The 22680-nt window shown below is 67.1% G+C and carries 23 protein-coding genes; 9 read left to right on the top strand and 14 right to left on the bottom strand.

Annotated features, from left to right (window positions below; genetic code table 11):
- The first annotated feature begins 47 nt into the window (after positions 1-47).
- Positions 48-767, top strand: a complete 720-nt coding sequence (locus ACZK2G_RS05940; RefSeq protein ID WP_046985729.1) for a GntR family transcriptional regulator — start codon at positions 48-50, stop codon at positions 765-767.
- A 152-nt stretch (positions 768-919) separates the two neighbouring features.
- On the opposite strand, the gene ACZK2G_RS05935 is transcribed toward ACZK2G_RS05940, so the two are convergent.
- Positions 920-1240, bottom strand: a complete 321-nt coding sequence (locus ACZK2G_RS05935) for a hypothetical protein (protein ID WP_136638423.1) — start codon at positions 1238-1240, stop codon at positions 920-922.
- 150 nt (positions 1241-1390) lie between these two features.
- On the opposite strand from ACZK2G_RS05935, the gene ACZK2G_RS05930 reads away from it, so the two are divergent.
- Complete coding sequence (locus tag ACZK2G_RS05930; RefSeq protein ID WP_046985727.1) at positions 1391-2338, top strand: nucleoside hydrolase; 948 nt, start codon at positions 1391-1393, stop codon at positions 2336-2338.
- Between the two features lie 4 nt (positions 2339-2342).
- On the opposite strand, the gene ACZK2G_RS05925 is transcribed toward ACZK2G_RS05930, so the two are convergent.
- From ACZK2G_RS05925 to ACZK2G_RS05900, 6 genes are all read right to left on the bottom strand, one after another.
- Positions 2343-3602, bottom strand: a complete 1260-nt coding sequence (locus ACZK2G_RS05925; protein WP_136638438.1) for an MFS transporter — start codon at positions 3600-3602, stop codon at positions 2343-2345.
- A gap of 117 nt (positions 3603-3719) precedes the next feature.
- Positions 3720-4856, bottom strand: a complete 1137-nt coding sequence (locus tag ACZK2G_RS05920; RefSeq protein ID WP_478474914.1) for a metallophosphoesterase — start codon at positions 4854-4856, stop codon at positions 3720-3722.
- Positions 4857-5009: 153 nt separating this feature from the next.
- Positions 5010-6551, bottom strand: coding sequence for a TerC family protein (locus tag ACZK2G_RS05915; protein WP_136638421.1), 1542 nt, complete (start codon positions 6549-6551; stop codon positions 5010-5012).
- A gap of 43 nt (positions 6552-6594) precedes the next feature.
- Positions 6595-6819 (bottom strand): helix-turn-helix domain-containing protein, encoded by a 225-nt coding sequence (locus ACZK2G_RS05910; protein WP_032127628.1) that lies wholly within the window; start codon positions 6817-6819, stop codon positions 6595-6597.
- Positions 6820-6832: 13 nt separating this feature from the next.
- Complete coding sequence (locus tag ACZK2G_RS05905; protein ID WP_032969209.1) at positions 6833-7300, bottom strand: DUF2975 domain-containing protein; 468 nt, start codon at positions 7298-7300, stop codon at positions 6833-6835.
- A gap of 197 nt (positions 7301-7497) precedes the next feature.
- Positions 7498-8079 (bottom strand): NMCC_0638 family (lipo)protein, encoded by a 582-nt coding sequence (locus tag ACZK2G_RS05900; RefSeq protein ID WP_253078442.1) that lies wholly within the window; start codon positions 8077-8079, stop codon positions 7498-7500.
- A gap of 128 nt (positions 8080-8207) precedes the next feature.
- On the opposite strand from ACZK2G_RS05900, the gene ACZK2G_RS05895 reads away from it, so the two are divergent.
- Together ACZK2G_RS05895 and ACZK2G_RS05890 are read left to right on the top strand one after the other, a co-directional pair.
- Entirely contained in the window at positions 8208-8519 is a 312-nt protein-coding gene (locus tag ACZK2G_RS05895; RefSeq protein WP_004147836.1) for a metalloregulator ArsR/SmtB family transcription factor, read from the top strand.
- 24 nt (positions 8520-8543) lie between these two features.
- On the top strand, positions 8544-9938 hold the full coding sequence (locus ACZK2G_RS05890) for a DUF2867 domain-containing protein (RefSeq protein ID WP_046985723.1): 1395 nt from the start codon (positions 8544-8546) through the stop codon (positions 9936-9938).
- 19 nt (positions 9939-9957) lie between these two features.
- On the opposite strand, the gene ACZK2G_RS05885 is transcribed toward ACZK2G_RS05890, so the two are convergent.
- From ACZK2G_RS05885 to ACZK2G_RS05865, 5 genes are all read right to left on the bottom strand, one after another.
- Positions 9958-10461 carry a GNAT family N-acetyltransferase gene (locus tag ACZK2G_RS05885; protein ID WP_046985722.1) on the bottom strand — a complete coding sequence of 168 codons (504 nt, stop codon included), beginning with the start codon at positions 10459-10461 and terminating at the stop codon, positions 9958-9960.
- Between the two features lie 14 nt (positions 10462-10475).
- Positions 10476-10913, bottom strand: a complete 438-nt coding sequence (locus tag ACZK2G_RS05880; protein WP_046985721.1) for a hypothetical protein — start codon at positions 10911-10913, stop codon at positions 10476-10478.
- Positions 10914-10984: 71 nt separating this feature from the next.
- Positions 10985-12727, bottom strand: coding sequence for a GGDEF domain-containing protein (locus ACZK2G_RS05875; protein ID WP_136638420.1), 1743 nt, complete (start codon positions 12725-12727; stop codon positions 10985-10987).
- 162 nt (positions 12728-12889) lie between these two features.
- The gene (locus ACZK2G_RS05870) at positions 12890-13915 is read right to left on the bottom strand and encodes an AI-2E family transporter (RefSeq protein WP_046985719.1); all 1026 of its coding nucleotides are present in this window, start codon (positions 13913-13915) and stop codon (positions 12890-12892) included.
- Positions 13916-14040: 125 nt separating this feature from the next.
- Positions 14041-14889 (bottom strand): isocitrate lyase/PEP mutase family protein, encoded by an 849-nt coding sequence (locus tag ACZK2G_RS05865; protein WP_046985737.1) that lies wholly within the window; start codon positions 14887-14889, stop codon positions 14041-14043.
- 108 nt (positions 14890-14997) lie between these two features.
- Here ACZK2G_RS05865 and ACZK2G_RS05860 point away from each other — a divergent pair, with 108 nt between their 5' ends.
- Both ACZK2G_RS05860 and ACZK2G_RS05855 read left to right on the top strand, forming a co-directional pair.
- Positions 14998-15930 carry a LysR family transcriptional regulator gene (locus ACZK2G_RS05860; protein WP_046985718.1) on the top strand — a complete coding sequence of 311 codons (933 nt, stop codon included), beginning with the start codon at positions 14998-15000 and terminating at the stop codon, positions 15928-15930.
- Between the two features lie 53 nt (positions 15931-15983).
- Positions 15984-16904, top strand: coding sequence for a bifunctional helix-turn-helix transcriptional regulator/GNAT family N-acetyltransferase (locus ACZK2G_RS05855; RefSeq protein WP_046985717.1), 921 nt, complete (start codon positions 15984-15986; stop codon positions 16902-16904).
- Between the two features lie 33 nt (positions 16905-16937).
- On the opposite strand, the gene ACZK2G_RS05850 is transcribed toward ACZK2G_RS05855, so the two are convergent.
- Together ACZK2G_RS05850 and ACZK2G_RS05845 are read right to left on the bottom strand one after the other, a co-directional pair.
- Entirely contained in the window at positions 16938-17990 is a 1053-nt protein-coding gene (locus tag ACZK2G_RS05850) for a sensor domain-containing diguanylate cyclase (RefSeq protein WP_004147793.1), read from the bottom strand.
- Between the two features lie 152 nt (positions 17991-18142).
- The gene (locus tag ACZK2G_RS05845) at positions 18143-19150 is read right to left on the bottom strand and encodes a LacI family DNA-binding transcriptional regulator (protein WP_046985716.1); all 1008 of its coding nucleotides are present in this window, start codon (positions 19148-19150) and stop codon (positions 18143-18145) included.
- 95 nt (positions 19151-19245) lie between these two features.
- Between ACZK2G_RS05845 and ACZK2G_RS05840 the strand changes: the two genes are divergently transcribed.
- The 3 genes from ACZK2G_RS05840 to ACZK2G_RS05830 are packed head-to-tail and all read left to right on the top strand — an operon-like array spanning position 19246 to position 22680.
- Positions 19246-20298, top strand: a complete 1053-nt coding sequence (locus ACZK2G_RS05840) for a sugar phosphate isomerase/epimerase family protein (protein WP_046985715.1) — start codon at positions 19246-19248, stop codon at positions 20296-20298.
- 27 nt (positions 20299-20325) lie between these two features.
- The gene (locus ACZK2G_RS05835) at positions 20326-21543 is read left to right on the top strand and encodes a nucleoside permease (protein WP_478474909.1); all 1218 of its coding nucleotides are present in this window, start codon (positions 20326-20328) and stop codon (positions 21541-21543) included.
- A gap of 12 nt (positions 21544-21555) precedes the next feature.
- The gene (locus ACZK2G_RS05830; RefSeq protein ID WP_478474908.1) at positions 21556-22680 is read left to right on the top strand and encodes a Gfo/Idh/MocA family protein; all 1125 of its coding nucleotides are present in this window, start codon (positions 21556-21558) and stop codon (positions 22678-22680) included.

The raw sequence follows: 22680 nt of genomic DNA, 5'->3' as shown, positions 1-22680 counted from the left end.
GGTCGTGCCGACCGCTGGTCGGTACGACCTGGCGTTACACTCTGCGCATGGCTATTGCCCCTGCCCCACGTTCACCGAAGAAGCGCGCGCCTCTGTATGAAGAGGTGGCCGAACACGTGCGCGAACGCATCTACGACTACCGACTGCCGCCCGGTGAGTGGATCGACGAGCCCGCGCTGTGCGAAGAACTGGGCATCAGCCGCACACCGCTACGCGAGGCGCTGAAGCTGCTGGCAGCCGAAGGCCTGGTGCAGATCGATGCCGGTCGTGGCAGCCGGGTCACCCGTTTGACGTTGGAAGACCTCAACCAGCTGTTCCCGGTGATGGCGATGCTGGAAGGCCGCTGCGCGCATGAGGCGGTCAAGCACATCGACGACGCCGGCGTGCAGCAGCTGGAAGACCTGCATGCGGCGATGGAAACCGCAGCAGCCGAGGGCAACATCGCCGAGTACTACCGCAACAACTACCTGATCCACGAAACCGTGCAGCATTACGCCGGTAACCCGTGGCTGATCCGCATCACCCACGATCTGCACCGCATCCTGAAGATGCATCGCGGCCGTCAGCTGCTGACCCCCGGGCGCACCGCGCAGTCACTGGCCGAACACCGTGAGTTGATGGAGTGCTTCCGCCGCCGCGACGCACAGGCTGCCGAGCGCACCATGGAACGCCATCTGCTGAGCCAGGGCCAGGCACTGGCCGCCTACGTGGCGGCAGGGGGCCTGTTGAACGTTCCCGCACCGTTGCCGACCGCAGGCGGCGGCTGAGCCTGCCATTGTTCGCCGGGCATGGCCCGGCGCTACCGACCGCGGCCAACCGCTGTTTTGTAGAGTCGAGCCATGCCCGACTGCTTTTCGATCGGGCATCGCGGCGTTGAGAGCGAAGTGCAGTCGAGCATGACTCGACTCTACAGAGAGCTTCAATCGCTGCAGCTGCCACCGTCACCCCCACCACCATCACTGCTGCAGTCGGAGCTGCTGTGGCTGTGATGGCTGTGGTTGTCACCGGAATAGCCGCCTGTGCTGTCGTAGCTTCCGCCGCCATCCCCCCGGCTACCCGAGCCATCGGCCGTGGCCACCGCGATGCACAGGATCGCGCCGACCAGCGGCAGCAGCCAGACCAGCAGCAACTGCACCGTCCGGCCGCCCGCCGTCAGGCCGTCACGCTGCGCGATCACCACGGTGGCCACCACGTTCAGGCCCAGCACCAGCAGGACCAGCAGAAGGGCAACGATCAGCATTCGGCGGCTCCGTGCCTGGACTGGGGGCATTATGGCCTGCCACCCCGGCAATGGCCCTGCCTGTCATGAAGATGGGACAATGTAGGGCGCGCCGGCCTGCCCGCAAGGCCGCCGGCCCCCTGCACCACACGGAAGAAGAAGAACAACAACATGCTGAAAGTCATTTTCGATACCGACCCGGGCGTCGACGACGCCCTGGCCCTGCTGTACCTGCACAAGCACGCCCAGATCGACCTGATCGGCGTCACCACCACCTTCGGCAATGCCTCGGTGGAGTCGACCACCCACAACGCGCTGTACCTGAAGCAGGCCTGGGGCCTGTCCGCGCCGGTCGCGCGCGGCGCCGAAGGCCCGCTGCAGCCGGAAGCCACTCCGGAAGCCTGGCCGGTGCACATCCACGGCCACAACGGCCTGGGCAACCACCCGGTGCCGGCCAACCTGGACGTGGCTGCCGACGCACGCCCCGCCCACCAGCTGATCATCGACCTGGTCCGCGCCCATCCGGGCGAAGTGACCCTGGTCGCGGTCGGCCGCATGACCAACCTGGCCCTTGCCCTGCAGCAGGCGCCGGACATCGCCGGCCTGGTGCGCGGCGTGGTGATCATGGGCGGCGCCTTCCACGTCAACGGCAACATCACCCCGGCCGCCGAGGCCAACATCTGGGGCGATGCCGAAGCCGCCGACGTGGTGTTCACCGCCAGCTGGCCGGTCACCGCGATCGGCCTGGACGTGACCACCCGCGTGGAAATGAACCGCGACGGCCTGGACAAGCTGGCCGCCCTCGGCGGTGCCGACGCCGAGCTGGTCCGTGCGCTGTCACAGGACTACGTCGACTTCTACCTGCAGGCCGGCCACAAGGGCATGGTCGTGCATGACTGCTGCGCCTGCATCGCGCTGACCCGCCCGGAGCTGTTCCAGTTCGAACGTGCCAGCGTGCGCGTGGCCACCGATGGCGTTGCCCGTGGGATGACCATTCCCAAGCCGGAAGGCATGGGCTTTGGTCCCAGCGTGTGGGACGGCCATGTAGTGCAGTCGATTGCCATCGGCGTGGATGCGGCCGCCGTACTGGCCGACATCGAGCAGACCCTGAAGGTCTGATCGCCTAGCGCTTGGCCCTGCCCGGGACCGTCTCGGGCAGGGTCCACAGCACTGGCAACACCAGCACCGCCACCAGCGCGATCATCGCGCCCGGCGCGGCCGCCCAGCCGCTGCGCTCCACCCACCATTGCGCCAGCCAGGGTGTTGCCCCGCCGAAGAATGCGGTGGCCATGGTCACCCCCAGTGCCAGCCCACTGACCCGGCCTTCGCCGGGGAACTGCTCGGCCGTGGCCGGGGCCGCCACCGCGCTCACACCACCGGCTACACAGGCCAGCAGCACCGCCGCCAGCGCGATGCCCAGCGCCGTCGCCTGCGCCATCCACGCGAACAGGGACAGCGGCAGCAGCGCTGCCAGCAGGGTCAGGCCCAGCAGCATCGGCCGTCGCCCTACGCGATCGGACAAGGCACCACACAATGGCGTGATCGCGATGACCGCGACTGCCGCAATCGTCGACAGCCACAACGCATCGCCCTCGTCGTGGCCCTGTGCATGCAGGAACGCCGGCACATAGGTGATGCCCACGTAGTAGGTGATCGAGCCCAGCGCCGAGATCGCGAAGGTGCGTGCCACCGCCAGCGGATGGTTACGCAATACGTGGCGAAGCGGCGTAGCCGGAATACTGCCCTCGCGACGCTGGCGTTCGAACTCCGGCGACTCGTGCATGCCCGAGCGCGCGACCAGGATCACAACCGCCAACGCCGCGCCGACGAAGAAGGGAATACGCCAGCCCCAGCTGTCCAGCTGCGGGCTGGGCAGCAGCGCAACCGTAAGCGCGGAGATCGCCACTGCCAGCAGCGCACCCACTTCACTGGCCGCCGAAGCCAGCGAGGTCACCAGGCCGCGTCGCCGCACCGGCGCGCTTTCCAGCAGGTACGCCACCACGCCGGTGTATTCGCCTCCTACCGAGAACGCCATCACGCAGCGCAGCACCAGCAGCAGCACTCCCGCCGTGGCACCTGCGGTGGCCGCAGTCGGCAGCAGCGCAGTGGCCAGCATCGCCGCCGCCATCAAGGCCATCGACGCCAGCAGCATCCAGCGCCGGCCCAGCCGGTCACCCAGGTGGCCGAAGCACAGCGCACCCAGTGGACGCATCAGATAGGACACCGCGAACCCGGCCAGGGTCACCAGCATCGCCTCCTTGCCGCCGCCGAAGAACACCCGCGACAGCACCGTGGCGAAGTACAGGTACAGAGTGAAGTCGTACCACTCCACCACCGTGGACAAGCCGGCCACCCACATCGAGCGCTGCCGCGTCGCCGTCATTTCATTCATCGCCGCAGGGTGTCATGCGCAGGGTGATGGCGCGGTGCACCTGCGTGCAGGGTCAGACCGGGGTCGGATCCCTTTGCCAACGGCAAAGGGATCCGACCCCGGTCTGCATCACGGTGCGCGGCGCAAGGTGATCAGGGTGATTTCCGATGGCACGCCGATGCGTGCCGGGAAACCCGCCCAGAGGCCTGCACCGTTGCTCACGTACAGGGTCATCCCATCCACGTCGTAGCGGCCGGAGACAAAGCCACCGTTGGCACGCTTCACCAGCTGGTCCATACCGATGATCTGCCCGCCGTGGGTATGTCCGGACAATTGCAGCTTGACGCCACGCGCCGCCGCCTCGCGTGCATTGCGCGGGCGATGATCAAGCAGGATCACGGGTGCCGCCGGATCGGCACCCGCCAGCGCGGCCTCCAGGTCCGGCAGAGGCAGGCCATAGCGGGCCGCCACCGGGTCGGTGACGCCGGCGATGGTCAGCGCTGCATCACCGCGTCGTACCTGCAGGTGGCTGTTCTCCAGCACTTGCATGTGCAGCGCGCGGAACGCCTGCATCCACTCCTGGTATTGCGCGTAGTACTCGTGGTTGCCGGTGATGGCGATGACGCCGTCGGGCGCCTGCAGGTCAGCCAACGGGCGCGCGTCATCGCGGCGGGCCTGGACGCTGCCATCGATCAGGTCGCCGGTGATCACGATCAGGTCCGGCTTCAGTGCGTTGCTCTCGTCCACGACCTTGCGCACCCAGTCACCGGTCAACAGGCGGCTGGCATGGATGTCGGTCAGCTGGAGCACGCGATAGCCGTCGAACGAAGCCGGCAGTCCGGCGATGCTCACTTCGATCTGCCGGGGCTCGGGTACGGCCATGCCCTGGCTGACGCCATAGCCGCTGACCAGCAGCGCCAGCACACCCGCCACCGGCCGCAGCTTCGGCGCGCGCAACGCCGATACAGCACGTGGCCTGCGCAGGATGCGCGACACCAGCAGGCCCGCGTCCAGCACCAGCAGGACCAGCGCCAGCAGCAGTACGGCAGTCGAACCCGTGGCCAACGTGGCGATGGACAGCTTCGGAATTTCCGGCGAGGCCATCGTGCCCCAGAAGGTAGCAACAATGCGTAGCTGCACGGCCACGCCCACCAGCAGCAGCGACAGCACCACCTTCAGCCCGGTGGGCATACGCAGCGGCCAGAACAGGCGCCAGGCCACGTACAGGCCCATCAACAAACCGATCGTACTCAGCACTGCAATCATCCGGGAAGGAAAACGGGCCCGCCATGGTGACGGTTGCCGGCAGTGTTGTGTAGAGCCGGGCCATGCGGCGCTGCTTTGAATGTAGAGCCGGGCCCATGCTCGGCTTCTCAACATGCAGCCGTGCATGGGCTCGGCTCTACAACAACAGGTAGGTCAAGCCATTCCGTCGAGGCGCTCCACCCGCAGTCGCGTGATGCGGCGCTTCTCCATCGCCAGCACAGTGACGCGTACACCGGCCACACCCACCGCATCGCCAACGTCCGGCAGGCGACCCAGCTGTTCCAGCACCAGCCCGGAGATGGTCATGTAGTCGTCACTGCGCGGCAGCGACACACCGGTCAGCCGCTGCAGATCGTCCAGGGTCAGCGCGCCATCGGCCTCCCAGCAATCGTCACCCTGCGCGACCACGCCATAGCGTTCGTCCTGGGTGTCGACCAGGTCACCGGCAATGGCCGCCAGCAGGTCGTTGGCGGTCACCAGGCCTTCCACGCTGCCGTACTCGTCCACCGCCACCGCCAGCGGCACCGGGTGCTGGCGGATCAGTTCCAGCGCCTGCAATGCGCTGGCACTGGACAGCACGTACTGCGGCTCGCGCAGGTTGGCTTCCAGCTGCAGCGGCTTGCCCTGCAGCAGGTCGGCCAGCAGGTCGCGGCTCTGTACCACGCCGCGCAGACTGTCCAGATCGCCATCGCCCACCAGCAAGCGAGTGTGCGGCGACGCCACCAGGCGTGCCACCACATCCTCCGGCCCACGCGCCATGTCGATCCACTGCACGTCGGCACGCACGGTCATCACGCTCGACACCGGGCGATCGGCCAGGCCCAGCACGCTGCGGATCATCTCGTGCTCGGCCGGCTGCAACCGCTCTTCGGCATCCACCTGCTCGCTCGCATCTTCATCGTGATGACCATTGGCCGGACGCGCGCCGAGCATGCGCAGCACGGCGTCGGCGGTGCGCTGGCGGAACGGCTGGCGGCGCTCGTTGCGCTCACGGTTGAAACGCACCCACTGGTTGAAGGCTTCGACCAGGATCGAGAAGGCAATGGCCGCGTACAGGTAGCCCTTCGGAATCTTGTAGCCCAGGCCTTCGGCCACCAGGCTGAAACCGATCATCAACAGGAAGCCCAGGCACAGCACCACCACCGTGGGATGCTTGTTGACGAAGCGGGTCAGCGGCTTGCTGGCCACCAGCATCAGCACCATCGCGATGGTCACCGCGGCATACATCACGCCCAGGTTGTCGACCATGCCGACCGCGGTGATCACCGAGTCCAGCGAGAACACCGCATCGAGCACCACGATCTGCGCCACCACCATCGCGAAGCTGGCATAGACCTTCTTGCCATCTTCGTGATGCTCGCGGCCTTCCAGCCGTTCGTGCAGTTCCATCGTGCCCTTGAACAGCAGGAACAGACCACCGCCCAGCAGGATCAGGTCACGCCCGGAGAAGCTGTGGTCGAACAGCGTGAGCAGCGGCTCGGTCAGTTTCATGATCCATGCCAGCGCGGCCAGCAGCACCAGCCGCATCAGCAGGGCCAGGGCCAGGCCGATCACCCGCGCGCGATCGCGCTGGTGCGGCGGCAGTTTGTCGGCGAGGATCGCGATGAACACCAGGTTGTCGATGCCGAGAACTATCTCAAGCACGACCAGGGTTGCAAGGCCCATCCATATCGAGGGGTCAGCCAACCATTCCATTTCAGGTCCGTTTCGTCAGTAGGTAAGGGAAAAGGGGAAACACTCAGTCAGCCTCCTGCGCCTGCGCCGGGTCATGCCCGAGCAGGTCGCCAGGTGTGCACTGCAGTTCGCGGCATATCGCATCGAGCGTGGAAAAGCGGATGGCGCGTGCCTTGCCGGTCTTCAGGATCGACAGGTTGGCCAGGGTGATGTCGATGCGCCCGGCCAGCTCGGACAGGGTCATGCCCCGCTCCTGCAGCATGCGGTCCAGGGTGATGACGATCGCCATCAGTACATACCCATCAGATCAGGCCATCCAGGTCATCGCGCATCGCCGCACCCACCGCGAACACGCGCGCCAGCACGAACAGCATCAGCACCGCGACCAGGCCGGTGATCGACATGCCGCCACCGACTTCCATCCAGGTGAAGTCCGGGCCCATCCATGCGGCGTAGGCGCCGATCAGGATCGACAGCAGTTCCATCGCCAGCATCAACCACGCCATGCGCTGCAGGCGCTGCGCATTGGCATGGGTGAACGGCCGCTCGCGTGCCGCCGATGCCAGCAGCCGCAGCAGGTGGCGCAGGAACACCAGGCACAGCACCAGCAGCGCGACGATCGCGCCCAGGCCCAGGCAGAAATGCAGGAACAGATCGTTGCCATGCGCGGCGGCAGCATTGGCGTCGTGGACGCTGTCGAGCAGCCAGCGACGATCGTGGGCAACCAGCGGCACGGCCAGCAGTGCGGCCAGGATGCCCAGCCAGCACATTGCCCGGACGGCCTGTACGGCGGCCTGGGCCAGGGTGAACAAGCCTCGCGCAGGTCTGGCGCGGGCGGGACGAGCGGTCAAGCGGCCTCCGGTGTTGGGGTGGCTTCGCCGCCCCGGGGTGGATTTATCGATAAACGATATACCACATCCCCGGTCAAAAGCTGAATCGCGGGCGTGGCCCCGCGCCTGGCCCGGCGCTAGCGTCCGGGCGCGGCCTGTTCCAGCATCGCCTCACCCGGGGTCGCAGATGCCATCGCCTGCACGCCGGCCTCCGGTGCCTGCCGCGTGACCAGGCGGAAACGGACCTGCAGCCTGCTCTGGCCAGGTGCGGCCCAGCCGTACTGGATGGCGACCTGGTCGGCCGACAGCGGTCCGCGCCCAGGCAACGAACGTGCCTGCAATGGCTTCGGTGCGGCCAGCATCAGCCGTGCGAAGCCCTTCTGCACCACCGCCGCATCGGCCTTCTCCGCATATACCGTACAGGTGCCATCGTCGGCCCAGCTCACCGCATAGCGGCCACTGGCCAGCGGTACCATCCAGGCCACGCCCGGCTGGCCCTGCAGCAGCGTGGCCGCTTCGGCAGGCTGCAATGGCGACAGTCCATTGGATTCCATCAACGACTGCAGCCGCGCCGGGGCACCGATGTGCTGCATGCAGGCGGTATCGAACAGTTCGCTGAAGGGGTCCTGCGCGGGGGCGTTGCCCTTGGTCGTGCGCGCGGGCTGTGCCACTGCCAGGGTGGGCAGCAGGGCCAGGACCAGCCAGAACGCAGCGCGCATCGGAACTCCAAGGGCGGAAAGCAACAGGGAGGATGGCAAAGGGCATGCGGGCCGTGCAACTGGCCGACGCTTGACAGCCGGCCGTAGCGGGAGGACTATCAATTAACGAATTAGTTAATTAGCTCGCCATGGACCGCATCTTCGAAGCCCTCGCCTCCACCGCCCGCCGACAGATCCTGGCCTATCTCAGCGCCGGCGAGCTCAGCGCGGGTGAACTGGCCGAGCGCTTCGATTTCAGCAAGCCCGCGCTGTCCAGCCATCTGCGCATCCTTGAGGAAGCCGGGCTGATCGAACGCGAGAAGCGTGGCCAGTTCGTGTACTTCCGGCAGGTGCCGGACCGCCTGGCCAATACGCTGTTCTCCTGGGCCGCTGAAGTCTGTCCGGTCGGTGGCCCGCTCAAGCGCGAAGCCCGCGCCCGCCGCAAGTCCCCTGCCCGCTGAGCATCCCTGCCAAGGAGCGCGACCATGCCTGGATCGACCCGCGACCGCCGTTCGTTTCCAGCAGTCAAGCTTCCCGCCCGGGAAGGAGCCAGCCCGACCGAAGTCACGCTGATCGCGCAATTGGGCATCGGTGCCGGTGATGCACTGATCACCGACGCCAGCCAGCGCCAGCGCCACCATCCGGCCTTCATCGATGCGCTGGATGAGCCCTCCGCACGGCTGGGCGGCATGCATCTGCAGCAGGGTGATCCGTCCTCGCTGTACAGTTTCTCTGTTGGTGCCGGTGGCCATCCGTTCCATCGCCATGCCGGTCCACGCATGTTCACGGCCATCGCCGGCAGCGCTGGTGCCGAGCTGCGCTTCGCCAGCGCTTCCGACGCCGAGCTGGCGAGCGATCCCGGCGTCTTCGCGCGCACGCTGCGGCGCGTCCGCATCCCGCCGGACTGCCTGTTCACCGTGCGCTTCGGCGGCGGCACCTGGCACCAGTTCGCATCGAACCACCGCAACCATCCGGCGCTGTTCGCGCTGTCGTGCCACAGCAATGAACTGGCCGGTGCGATGAGCGAGCACACCCGTGCGCAGGTACAGCGCAATGCCGGCGACATTCCCAGCCTGACCGACGTACTGCCGGAAGCCTGCTGGCCAACGGCCGCCGCACTGACGGCCACACCGCTGGTACAGCTGTCATTGCAAGCTGCGGCCCCCAGCCTGCGTGCCCGGCTATGCGCGCGCACCCGCGCATGGTTCGGCCCGCTGCGGCGGATCACATTGCAGCCGCTGCGTGGGTTCGTCGAACGCGCTACGCCGGCCTACCCCATCCAGTCGCAGCCGCCACACAACGACGGCCTGCTGGCCACCGCGCTACCGCTCAGCCACTACCAGGACCTGACTACGCTACTGCTGGACAGTACGCAGGTGCGGCAGCGTTCCGCGTCGACACTGCTGGCCGAGGTACTGGAAGGCTTCCTGCGCAATCCCCCCAGCGGCGTGGGCCGGTTGATGGCGCTGCGCAACCGCCTGGTTGCGCCGCTGAGGCTGCGCACCTCACCGCTGGGCTGCCCGGTATCGTCGCTGCTGTCCAATGACCGCAGCCGGTTGTTTGTTGGCCGTTATCCAGTGCTGGATTCGCGGGTCGATGCAGATGACCACTGCGCGGAAGTCCTGCTCGGTGCCGACGACCGCCATCTGCGTTTCCGCAGCAGCGTGCGGGTGCAGCTGCGTGCGGATGGTGGCGTCGAGATCAGTCTCGGTTCGCGCGTGCAGACCCACAATGCGTTCGGTCGCATCTACATGGCGCTGATCGACAGCACGCATCGCCACTACGTCGCACCGGCACTGCTGCGGCGTGCGGCCGAGCACGCACTGGCACCGGAACTGGACGGCATCGGTGACTGGGCGGGACACCCCGCGCCCAGGTAATGCCGGCCAGCGGCCAACGCTATCCCGCGCTGTAGCGGTACACCAGATCGCCAGCATCGCTGCGCACGGCCTGCGCATCGAGCACGCCGCCCAGCCGCTGCGCAACGGCCTGTGATGCCATATTGTCCGGCGCCATGTAGCTCACCAGGGTCGGCAGCTGCGCCACCACGAAGGCCCAGTCGCGCAGCGCGCCGGCCGCCTCGGTGGCGAACCCTTGCCCCTCATGGCCGTCGTACAGCAGCCAGCCCAGTTCCTTTTCCGGGAACAGCGGACCGTGGTTGATACCAACCTGGCCGATGCAGGCACCATTGTCACCACGCTCGATCATCAGCGCACCGTGGCCGAACAACTGCCAGCTGGCCAGATCGTGGCAGAACTGCCCCCACGCGGCGACCTCACCAAACGGACCGCCCATGCCGCCCGCGCGCGGCGATGCCAGGAACGCGGCGTAGACCTCGAAGTCATCGAGCCGTTGCGGGCGCAGCCGCAAGCGTTCGGTGTAAAGCGTGGGAATCTCAAGCATGCCGTCGCGCGACCTCAATACACCGCCAGGTGGCCGCAACCGCGGTGCTGTGGCTGCCCTTCCATCGTCACCTGTACGCTGGCCAGGGTGTCGACACCTTCGGCAGTGCGGCACGACTCGCGCTTGATCTCGACGACGGCCGGCTGCCTGCCAAGTTCGCCGTTGAGCACGATCAGCGAGCTGGGTGCATCCGCCGGCTGCCCCATATAGCGCAGCGTGCCCTTGTGGGTGCGGCCGTCAGCGCTGAGGCTGGCATCGTGGTTGCCCTTGCCGGTAGAAGCAATCTCGATGCTCCAACCCGCACCGCCACCGGTGAAGGCCGGCACCGGGCTCAGGTCCGCGGCGATCGAAGGATGGCGCGGCGCATCCGCAGCGGTCTGCGAAGCGGTGGAGGTACAGCCGGCCAACAACCCGGCCAGCAGCACTGCGGCGACAACAGGGCGAGCGGTCATGATGGCTCCTTCCAAGCGATCAGAGGGTCAGTCTAGATGGCACTGCGTGCGCCAGCGATGAACGTGGCGTTTCAGCGCGGAACGCGCCCACCACCGGCCACCCGGACGCGATCACGGCCCTGCGCCTTCGCCTGGTACATGGCGGCATCGGCGGCACGCAGCAGCGTGCGCCAGCCCAGTGCATCGGTGCCGCCCTGGGCCACGCCGAAACTGGCGGTCACCCGCAGTTCGATGCCACCCGAGATCACGATGTCCAGCTGCTGCAGCGCCAGGCGCAGCGACTCCGCCAGGCGGAGGCCACCCGCGAGATCACCGTCGGCCAACAGCACCAGGAATTCCTCGCCACCGTAGCGGGCAATGCTGTCACTGCGGCGCAGGTGGCGCTGCAGCAGCTGTGCCACCTGTTCCAGCACCTGATCACCGGCATCGTGGCCATGGCCATCGTTGATCGCCTTGAAGCGGTCGACGTCCAGCAGGATCACCACCGCACTGGCCTCACCCTCGGCGTGCCGCTGCTGCACCACTTCCTCCAGCGCGCGCCGGTTCAGCAGGCCGGTCAGCTCATCGGTACCGGCCAGCTGGCGCAGCTCGCTGGTCAACGCCGAGCGCTCCCGCGACTTCTCGCGCAGCACTTCGATGGCATCGAACAGGCGCTGCATTTCGGCCAGCGGATGGGTGACGTGCTGCTCCGGCCCGGGTACATCGGAGGCGATCTGGATCACCTGCCGCTGTGCCTGCAGCAACGGCCGCAGGATCTGCAGATGGGCAATGCGCAGGGCCACCCCAAGCACCACCAGCGTGCCCAGCGCAGTCGCCAGCAGCACTGCCAGCCGCGTCGCCTCGCGGTTGCGGGTGCGCTCGAAACGGGCGATGGACACGCTCAGGTAACCATCACGCAGCGCTTCCAGCGACTGCAGTGTCGGCACGTAGCGTGCGGTGAACTCGGCCGCGGTCCACGGTGGCGGCACGCCGCGGCGACCGTCCTCGATCAGCTGCTCGATCATCGGCAGCGACTCGCCGAAGAACTGCCGGCGAGCCATATCCCAATGCCAGGACAGCGCCGGGTCACTGCGGAACACCGATTGGTGGCTGCCAGCCAGCCGCCACAGCTCCAGAAGGCGGCCCTCGGTCTGCAGAGCAGCGCGTACCTGTTCGTCGCGCCAAGCACCCCGCACCGCCACCGGTGCCATTACATTGGACGCCAGGCGACCGCCATGCTCGCGCAGATCGATCAGCACCTGGCCCTGCATCGCCGGAATGGCTGCTTCACGGTCGACACTGACCAGCAGATTGATCTGCGCCGAGGTCAGCAGGTGCAGCCGGTCGACGACCGCGAACATGCTGTTGATCGCCCGCTCCACTTCCTCCACCCGGCGCGCCTCCTGCGGCTGCGCGGTGACGCGGTCGACCGCCGCACGCGCCGATTTCAGCCGACGCTGCGCATCGGCCAGCAGGCCTTGCTCATCCACTACGCTGGGAGCAGCCCTGAACACGCTGTCCAGCTGCTGCATCGAGGTATCCACCCGCCTGCGCGCCATCGCCAGCTGCGCAGCCAGCCGCGCGTGTTCGGCGGCATCGGCCGGGTCGGCGCCGAGCAGGCTGTTGGCCGGGCCGCGTTCGGCGGAGACCAGGTTGGCCAGGTCGAAGGTCTGCCGCAGCTGGCGCAGGCTGACCAGATTGTCTTCGGCGGCGCTGTAGCGCAGTGTGCCCTGGACCAGCGCGATGGCCATCAACGGCAGCGTACAGACCACGAACAACCCCGCCAGGATCCAGACCCAGGTCCGCAACCCGATGGGCGATGCCTTGCCGGCCATGCAAATTTCCCCTGAAGTGCGGATCACTGTAGCCGCCGGTCCCGGTAGCGCCAAGCCAGTGCCGCGCGAACCGTGACCACGGGTATACCGCAGTCACCGCGAATGCGCCGGCAAGGCCTCACCAAGCGCCTGGCCGGGGCAAATGCGTCACACCCTGCCGTACTAGATCCAGCGCTGGTCGACCAGTTCGCGCTTCACATAGGCGTAGAACACCGGCGCGGCAACCAGGCCCGGCAGGCCGAACGCCGCTTCCATCACCAGCATCGCCAGCAGCAGCTCCCAGGCACGGGCCTGGATCTCACCACCGACGATGCGTGCGTTGAGGAAGTACTCCAGCTTGTGGATCACGATCAGGTACAGCAGCGCCGCCACCGCCACATAGAACGAAACCGACAGCGCGACGATGGTGATGATGGTGTTGGAGATGATGTTGCCCACCACAGGCAGCAGGCCGGCGATGAAGGTGATCAGCACCAGGGTCTTGGACAACGGCAGGTGCACGCCGAACAACGGCAGTACGCCCAGCAGGAAGATGGCGGTGAACACGGTGTTGAGCAGCGAGATCTTCACCTGCGCGAACACCACCTGGCGGAACGCGGTGGCCAGGCGGCTGGTGCGGCCGATCAGCTCCTGCGCCAGCGGGCCCATCTTCGGCAGCGGCAGTTCGTCGTACAGCGCGATCATCGCGCCCAGCACCATACCGATCAGTACGCGTACACCCACCTGCACCACCGAGGTACCGGCCACGCCCAGCTGGCGCTGATGTTCGGCGGCCCAGTCGTTCAGCGCCGTACGCAGTGCCGGCATGTCCTCGGGGATGTACGGCTGCAGCAGCGCCGGCACCTGGTGCCGCGACGAATTGAGGATCTCCATCAGCCGCGCCAGCAACGCGTCCGGCCCACCGGTCTCGTTGCGGAAAAATGACGCCACGCCGATTCCGGCCAGCACCAGCGCACTGATGATCACCGCTGACAGCACGATCACCGCGATGGCCCGCGCCCGGCCTGGCGGCAGCTTGCCCTCCACGGTGGAAGCCAGCAGGTGGGTCAGCTGGAACACCAGCAGGCCCGACAGCAGGGTCACCACCAGGCCCAGCTTCAACGCCAGCCACATGCCCAGCAGCATCATCAGCCAGGCCGCGATCCTCGGGACGGGGGGCTTGGGCTGGGCAACAAGGGCGTCATGCATCAGGGCAGGTCCGGGCGGGGTGGCCCATGGTAGAGGATTGCCGTGGCGATGCCGCGTGCAGGATGAATGGCCGTTACGCCACGATTGCACAGGCCGCCTCCCTGCCCCCGGCAGGCTTCCTCGACTCAGGCGCGATCCAGCGCCAGATAACGACCGGTACGCACGATCTCCTCGCGCTCGCTGAAGCTGGCCAGCGCATTGGCGACACGTCCGCTGTCACCGGTCACAGCAATCTCCTGCAGGGTGCGTTGCATGGCCCGGATCGCCGCGCGTTGCAGGTCCGAGGGAATGATCACCAACCGGTAATCGAGTTCGGCAAGCCGCGCCACCGGCACCAGCGGCGTCTTGCCGCTGTGGAACATGTTGATCAACTTCGGCCCGGGAACACGCTGCGAAATCACCTCGATCTGTTCCAGCGTTTCCGGTGCTTCAACGAAGATCATGTCCGCGCCCGCCTCCACATACGCACGCGCGCGTTCGATCGCCGCGTCCAGGCCTTCGCAGGCGATGGCGTCGGTACGCGCGATGATCATCAGCTCCGGGTCGATCCGCGACTGGCAGGCGACGCGGATCTTCGTGCACATCTCGCCCACGTCCACCAGCGTCTTGTCATCCAGGTGGCCACAGCGCTTGGGGAAGGCCTGGTCCTCGATATGCAGGGCGGCAACCCCTGCCCTTTCCAACGCGCGCACCGTACGTTCAACATTCGCGGTGCCGCCGAAGCCGGTGTCAGCGTCGGCGATCACCGGCAGGTCGCAGGCATCGACGATCCGTTCCACCTGCGCAAGCACTTCGCTGAGACCGAGCAGGCCGATGTCCGGCACGCCGGCCGAACGTGCGATGGCCCCGCCGCTGGCGTACACCGCATCGAAGCCGGCCAGCTCCACCAGGCGTGCCGACAAGCCATCGAATACGCCCGGTGCGATCACGCTGCCTTGCCGAAGCAGATCGCGCAGCCGACGTGTCTTCTTCATGTGGTCTCCCTTGTAGTTGGTCATCTGTCGTGGGATACCGATGATGTTGCCGCCACCGGCGACCGTCCAATACCGTGTTCGTACAGCACCAGAACGCCTGAGGTTCCAATGGAACTGCGCCACCTGCGCTACTTCGTCATGACCGCCCAACTGCAGAGCTTCACCAAGGCCGCTGAGGCCCTGCATATCGCCCAGCCACCGCTCGGGCAGCAGATCCGCGCCCTGGAGGAAGAGATCGGCACGCCGCTGTTCCATCGCCAGGGACGCGGCATCGTGCTCAGTGACGCTGGCCGCGTGTTCTGGGCGGCTGCAGTGGACATCCTCGCGCGCGTCGACCAGGCCAAGGAACAGGCGCTGAGCGCTGCACGCGGCGAGGTCGGCACGCTCACGCTGGGGCTGACCGAATCGGCCTCATACAACGACGCGGTGACCGCCCTGCTGCGCAGGTTCCGGCAGGCGCATCCGGCGGTGCAGCTGCAACTGGTCGAAGACGGCAGTGAATCCCTGATCCGGCGCCTGGACGACGGCGAACTGGACGCGGTAATCGTGCGCCCACCGTACTCGCATCCCGGCGAGCTGGTGATCCAGCAGCTCAGCGCCGAACCACTGGTGGCGGTACTACCGGCCGAACACCCGCTGGCCTGCCGGGCGGGCATCGCACTGACCGAGCTGCGCGATGAGCGCTTCATCCTGTTCTCGCGGAAATCCGGCTATGGCCTGAGCGCCGATGTCGTCGCTGCCTGCCGCAGCCAGGGCTTCACCCCCACCATCCAGCAGGAAGCGCCACAGGTGGCCTCGGCCATCAACCTGGCCGCAGCGGGCCTGGGCATCGCCATCGTGCCGGCCTCGATGCAGACCCTGCATCGGCCGGGCCTGGCCTTCGTCGCGCTGGAACTAGGCATGCCGATCACCGCCCTGCAGCTGGCCATGCGCGGCCAGCATCCCGCGCTGGCCGCCGCGCTACTGCGCTGTGCATGCAGCAGCGCACAGCCGCCGCCGGTGCCGGGCGACGCCCGCAGCACAGAGCTGCCTACCCCTTGATTATTTGACTTAGGCAAGTAATTATTTGACAAAGTCAAACAAGTGGAACGGCCATGACAACGGGTACGCTTTCCGAACGCGCCGATGCAGTGCGGCGCTTCAACCGTTTCTATACCCGGCAGATCGGCGTACTGCAGGAATCGCTCCTGCGCAGTGGCCTGTCCCTCACCGAAGTCCGCATCCTGTACGAACTGGCCCACCACGCACCGTTGTCGCCCTCGGACCTGTGCCGCGAGCTGGGCCTGGATGCCGGCTATGTGAGCCGGGTCATCGCCAGGTTCGAGCGGCAGGGCTATCTCATCAAGGACCGCTCGGCCGGGGATGCGCGCGTGGTCGTTCTGACCCTGACTCCGGTTGGGCACAGCGTGTTCGCGCCGCTGGAAGAAACCTCGCGGCGGGAAATGGCCGAGCTATTGGCGACGCTGCCCGAGACGGCACAGCTGATGCTGCTTTCGGCCATGGGCCAGATCGAAAGCGTGCTGGGCGACAGGTCTCCCTCGTACCTGCTGCGTGACCCGCGGCCGGGCGACATGGGGCTGGTGGTCTCGCGGCAGTCCGCGCTGTACGCCCGCGAATTCGGCTGGAATGCGGAGTACGAAGCGCTGGTGTCGGAGATCGTTGCCAGGTACCTGCGCGAACTGGACCCGGCGCGTGAACGCTGCTGGATCGCCGAGAAGGACGGCGACATGGTGGGCTCGGTGTTCGTGGTCAGGCAGGACGACAGCACCGCCAAGCTGCGCCTGCTCTATGTGGATGCCACCGCGCGCGGCATGGGCATCGGCGCCCGGTTGGTGGAAGAGTGCATCGCGTTTGCGGCGTCCGCCGGCTATACGCGGATGACGCTCTGGACCAACAGCGTGCTGGCCGATGCCCGGCGCCTGTACGAACGCGCAGGCTTCCAGCTGGTGCAGGAAGAACCCCACCACAGCTTTGGCCACGATCTGCTCGGCCAGGTCTGGGAACGAGCGCTCTGATACCCGCATGCGCACGGCGCGCGGTGCCGTATATCAGTCCGCCCAGCTGGCCGTATTCTTGCCTTGGCGCTTGGCGTGATAGAGAGCCTTGTCGGCCGTGGCCAACCAGTCTTCCACGGTGCCCTGGCCCGGCGTCGCCGCGATACCGATGCTGACACTGAACTCCACGCCCGGTGCCACCTGCCTTGCCGCTTCGAGCAGATGCAGCCGGATCCGCTCGGCCACATGCATCGCATCACGCGTTGTGCAATCACGCAGCAGCACCACGAATTCGTCGCCACCCAACCGTGCCGGTATGTCGCCCGGGCGCGCGAATTCGCGCAAGGTGGCGGCGATCTGCCGCAACACCTCATCCCCGGCCCGGTGCCCATGTGAATCGTTGATGCGCTTGAAGTCGTCAACGTCGAGCATCAGCAGGCAGGCGAATCCACCCTGTCCCTGCGCCTTGTCCAGCACCTGCTGCGCGCGAAGGATCAGAAAGCCACGGTTGGCCAGCTCCACCAGTGGATCCATCCGGCTCAGCCGCTGCAGCTGGCGGTTCTGTGATTTGACCCGGCGTGCCAGTTGCCAGCTCAGGATGCTCAGCCCGATGCCATATACGAACAGGAACGGCACGCTCAGCACGATCGTGCGCTGCGAGGAGATGGGCTGGTAGGGAAATCCAAGCGCCCACCAGCTGAGCAGAAAGCCCAGCACCAGTGCCAGCGTCGCCCGCATCGCCAACCGCACGCCACCGGCAGCGATCTTGTCGGCGACCAGCAGCGCGGCGAACAACGCACTGGGGACCGCGCTCAGCGCCATGAAGGCGATCCAGCCGCCGCCGAAGAAGGAGTCGGCCACCATACAGCGGAACTGGACCACTGCGGGCTGGCGGGATCGGTGGGTCAGCAGCAGTGCAAGCGCCGGCCACGCCAACGCGTTGAGCAGCAACAGTACCCACGCCCAGGCGCCATCCTGGCGTTCGAGAATGATCGAAGCGATGGGGATCGCCCCCAGCCCATTGCCGACGAAGCGCATCCAGCCGATGCGCCGCGCCGCGCCGATGCCCTCGACTGCGACTTCCGTCGCGTCAATCAAGAACGGCATGGCCGACCCCCTTGAGCGATCGCACGTTCCCCCCTGGCAGCCTGGCGGGCTGCCTGTGCCGAGTCTGACAGCTTCGCGTCAATTCCGGATCAAGGGTTGCTGGCTGCAACGGCGCGGGCCGGCGGCCGCACGTCCATTGCCGCGCACCGCCCTCAGCCGTTCCTGGGTGCAGCCGTCGAGCCGCGCAGCATCAGGCTGAAATCCAGCGTCTGCTGCAGCGGCACATCGACCTGCTCGATGATGGCGAGCAGCAGGCTGACCGCGCGCTCACCGATCTCGCGCATGGGCTGCCGGATGGTGGTCAGCGGCGGCGTGAGGTAACGCGACGATGCCAGATCGTCAAAGCCGACGATGGACAGGTCATCCGGCACGCGGATGCCCAGATCCCGGCAGGCCGCCAGGGCGCCCAGCGCCATCTGGTCGCTGAAGCAGAAAATCGCCGTCGGCGCGGCGGCCGAGGCCAACAGCCCCTGCGCAGCCGCATGGCCGGACTGCAGGGAAAAATCGCCCGGCACGATGCCCAGCTGGCGCAGGCGGCCACGCGCCTTGGCGGCGGCCCGGACCCCTTCCATCCGTTGCTGGTGCAGCGGATTGTCGGACGGTCCGCCGACCACGGCGATGCGCTCGTGCCCCAGTCCATACAGATGGTCCATCACCGCGCGCGCGGCGGCCGCGTTGTCGATGTGCACGCTGGGGATGCCCAGCGCGGGATCGAATTCGCAGCCATTGACCACCGGTGCAGCGGTGCCCCGCTGCTGGACGATCTCGTGGGCCGTCGGCGGCAGGCGGTGCCCCAGCACGATCAGGCCGTCGGCCTCGTTGCGCCGGAGCATCTGCGCGTAGCGCTCCTCGCGCTCGGGCAGATTCTGGGTATCGCCCAGCAGCACGGCGTAACCGACCGCCTGCGCCGCGTCCTCCGCGCCCTGCAGGATCTGCGCGAAGAATGGATTGGCGATGTCCGGGACGGTGACCAGGATCTTGCCGCTGCGCTGGGTCTTCAGCGTCCGGGCGACCGTGTTGGGCACATAGCCCAGGGCAGCGGCCGCCTGTTCGATGCGCGTGCGGGTGGCCGGCAGCACCTTGTCCGGCCGCGAAAGCGCACGCGACACCGTGCCAGCGGAAACGCCAACGTGCTTTGCGATGTCGTAGATGGTTGCCATGGCGTTACGTTGTTCCAGCCGCTGTGCAGTGCACAACGGGTCTGCAGGAGGCCCATGCTAGGGTAATGCAATCGATTGCATCAGGGCGAATCATCTTGAAGACGCTCAAGGGTCCAGCGCTATTCCTGGCGCAGTTCATCGGCGACACAGCTCCTTTTGATCGGCTGGACACGCTGGCCGGGTGGGCCGCGGGCCTGGGCTATTCTGGCGTACAAGTCCCCACCAGCGCGCCCCACCTGTTCGACCTGGCCGAGGCGGCGCGCAGCCAGGCGTACTGCGACGACGTCGCCGGCATGCTGGCCGGTCATGGCCTGCAGATCACCGAGCTGTCCACCCATCTGCAGGGGCAGCTGGTGGCGGTCCATCCGGCCTACGACAGCCTGTTCGACGGATTCGCGCCAGCGGACAAGCGAGGCGACCCGGCCGCCCGCCAGGCCTGGGCAGTCGAGCAGCTTCTGCTGGCCGCCAAAGCCAGCCAGCGCCTGGGGCTGACCGCGCATGCCACGTTCTCCGGCGCATTGGCCTGGCCCTATTTCTATCCCTGGCCGCAGCGCCCACCGGGGCTGGTGGAGGCAGCCTTCGCCGAACTCGGCCGTCGCTGGCGTCCGATCCTCGATGCCTTCGATGCCTGCGGCGTGGACCTGTGCTTTGAAATCCACCCCGGCGAGGACCTGCACGACGGCGCGACCTTCGAGCGCTTCCTCGACGTGGTGGACCATCACCCCCGCGCCAAGATCCTGTACGACCCCAGCCACCTGCTGCTGCAGCAGATGGACTACCTGGGTTTCATCGACCGCTACCACGCGCGCATCGGCATCTTCCACGTCAAGGACGCGGAGTATCGCGCCAGCGCGAGCAGCGGCGTGTATGGCGGCTACCAGGACTGGATCGATCGCCCGGGCCGGTTCCGTTCGCCCGGTGACGGCCAGATCGACTTCAAGGCGATCTTCTCCAAGTTCGCCCAGTACGACTTCCCCGGATGGGCGGTACTGGAATGGGAGTGCTGCCTGAAGCACCCGGAGGACGGCGCACGCGAAGGTGCCGCCTTCATCCGCGACCACATCATCCGGGTGACCGAGCGCGCCTTCGATGACTTCGCCGACAGCGGCACGGACGCCGCATCACTGCACCGCATGCTGGGAATCTGAGCCATTACCGCCCCGGGAGGGCAAGCCATGTCGCACGCCATGTCGCGCTTGGGCGCGATGATGTTTCTGCAGTTCTTCATCTGGGGAGTGTGGTTCGTGACCCTCGGGACGTACCTGGTACAGGGCCCGCTGCAGGCCAGCGCCAGCCAGGTCGCCACCGCTTTCCTCAGCCAGTCGATCGGCGCGATCGTGGCGCCGTTCCTGGTCGGCCTGATCGCCGATCGCTACTTCGCCGCGCAGCGCATCCTCGCGGTGCTGCACCTGGCCGGCGCGGTACTGATGTGGCTGGCGTCCACCGCCACCAGCTTCAGCGTGTTCTCGGCCTGCGTGATGGGCTACATGCTGCTGTTCATGCCGACGCTGGCACTGGCCAACAGCGTAGCGATGCGGCACATGCAGTCGCCCGAGAAACAGTTCCCGCTGGTACGCGTGGCCGGCAGCATCGGCTGGATCGTCGCAGGCGTGCTGATCGGCTGGCTGGGGTGGGAGCAGGCGCATCGGCTTGAACTGACCTTCCGCATGGCCGCGCTGGCATCGCTGGTGCTCGGCCTGTATGCGTTCACCCTGCCGCACACGCCGCCACTGGCACAGCAGCGCGATGCTGGGCTGGGACAGATCCTCGGGCTGGACTCGCTGCGGCTGCTGAAGTCGCGCGCCTACCTGGTGTTCTTCCTGGCCTCCATCGCCATCTGCATCCCGCTGTCGTTCTACTACAACTTCACCAATCCGTATCTCAACGACCTGGGCGTGCGCGGCGCCGCGGGCCTGCAGTCGCTGGGCCAGGTCTCCGAGGTGCTGCTGATGCTGGCCATGCCATTCCTGTTCGTGCGGCTGGGGGTGAAGACCATGCTGGCGGTCGGCATGGCGGCCTGGGTGGTGCGCTACGTCATGTTCGCCTTCGGCGATGCGGGTGGCGGCTTCTCGCTGCTGGTGATCGGCATCGTGCTGCACGGCATCTGCTACGACTTCTTCTTCGTCACCGGTCAGATCTACACCGATGCGCATGCCGGCCCTGATGCACGCAGCAGCGCGCAGGGCTTCATCACCCTGGCCACCTACGGCGTGGGCATGTTGATCGGCACCTTCCTGTCCGGCGCGGTGGTCGAGCACTACACGACGGCCGCAGGGCCGGACTGGCAGAAGATCTGGCTGTTCCCGGCCGGCGTTGCACTGGTCGTGCTGGTCACCTTCCTGCTGCTGTTCCGCGAGCGGCCTGCCGCCGCGGCCACACCTTCCACGCCTTGAGGACCGCAGCCGATGCCAAAGCTTGGAATCGCCATCATCGGCGCCGGCATGATCGGTACCGTGCATCGCCGTGCGGCATTGCTGGCTGGTGCCGAGGTACGCGGCGTCGCGGCCTCGTCACCGCAGCGCGCGCGTGAGGCAGCGCAGTCGTGGAATGTGCCGCGCGCCTACCGGAACATCGAGGAGGTGGTCGCCGATCCGCAGGTGCAGGTCGTACACGTCTGCACGCCCAACCATCTGCACCGCTCGATGGCGCAGGCTGCGCTGGAAGCCGGCAAGCACGTGATCTGCGAGAAGCCGCTGGCCACCACGCTGGAAGATGCGCAGGCGCTGGCAGGTTTGGCCGCGTCGACCGGACTGGTTGCTACGGTGCCCTTCGTCTACCGCTACCACCCGGTGGTGCGCGAGGCGCGCGCACGCATCGCACAAGGCGATCTGGGGCCGCTGCATCTGATCCACGGCAGCTACCTGCAGGACTGGCTGCTGGACCCTGCCAGCAACAACTGGCGCGTGGACCCGGCGCTGGGTGGCGCATCGCGCGTGTTCGCCGACATCGGCTCGCACTGGTGCGACCTGGTGGAATGGGTCAGCGACGAGCGCTTCACCGAAGTCAGCGCGGCGTTCGATACCGTGATCGCCGAACGTGGCACCGACACCGGTCAGAGCTTCAGCACGCCGACGGGGGACAGCCCGATGCAGGCGGTGACGAGCGAGGACGTGGCGGCGGCATTGTTCAGAACCGACGCCGGGACGCTGGCGGCGCTGACGGTCAGCCAGGTCTCGGCCGGACGCCGCAATCGCCTCTGGTTCGAGATCGATGGCGCCAACGCCAGCGTGGCGTTCAACCAGGAAGACGCCGAGCGGCTGTGGATCGGCCTGCCCGACCAGCGCGAGGAAATCTTCGTGCGTGGGCCCGGCGCCGGCAGTGCCGAGCAACGCCGGCTGTCGGTGTTGCCGGCCGGTCACGCGCAGGGCTACGCGCAGTGTTTCGAAGCATTTGTTGCGGATACCTATCTCGCCATCAACGGCGAGCGCCCGCAGGGACTGCCGACCTTCGAAGATGGGCTGCGCTCGGCGCAGATCGTCGATCGTGTCATTGCATCGGCCAGGTCGCGCGCCTGGACTGCCATCGGTTGA

It is taken from the genome of Stenotrophomonas sp. 107298_Sma, from assembly GCF_056480345.1.
The sequence above is the reverse complement of the archived record's forward strand: the minus strand, read 5'-3'. Positions and strand labels throughout refer to the sequence as shown.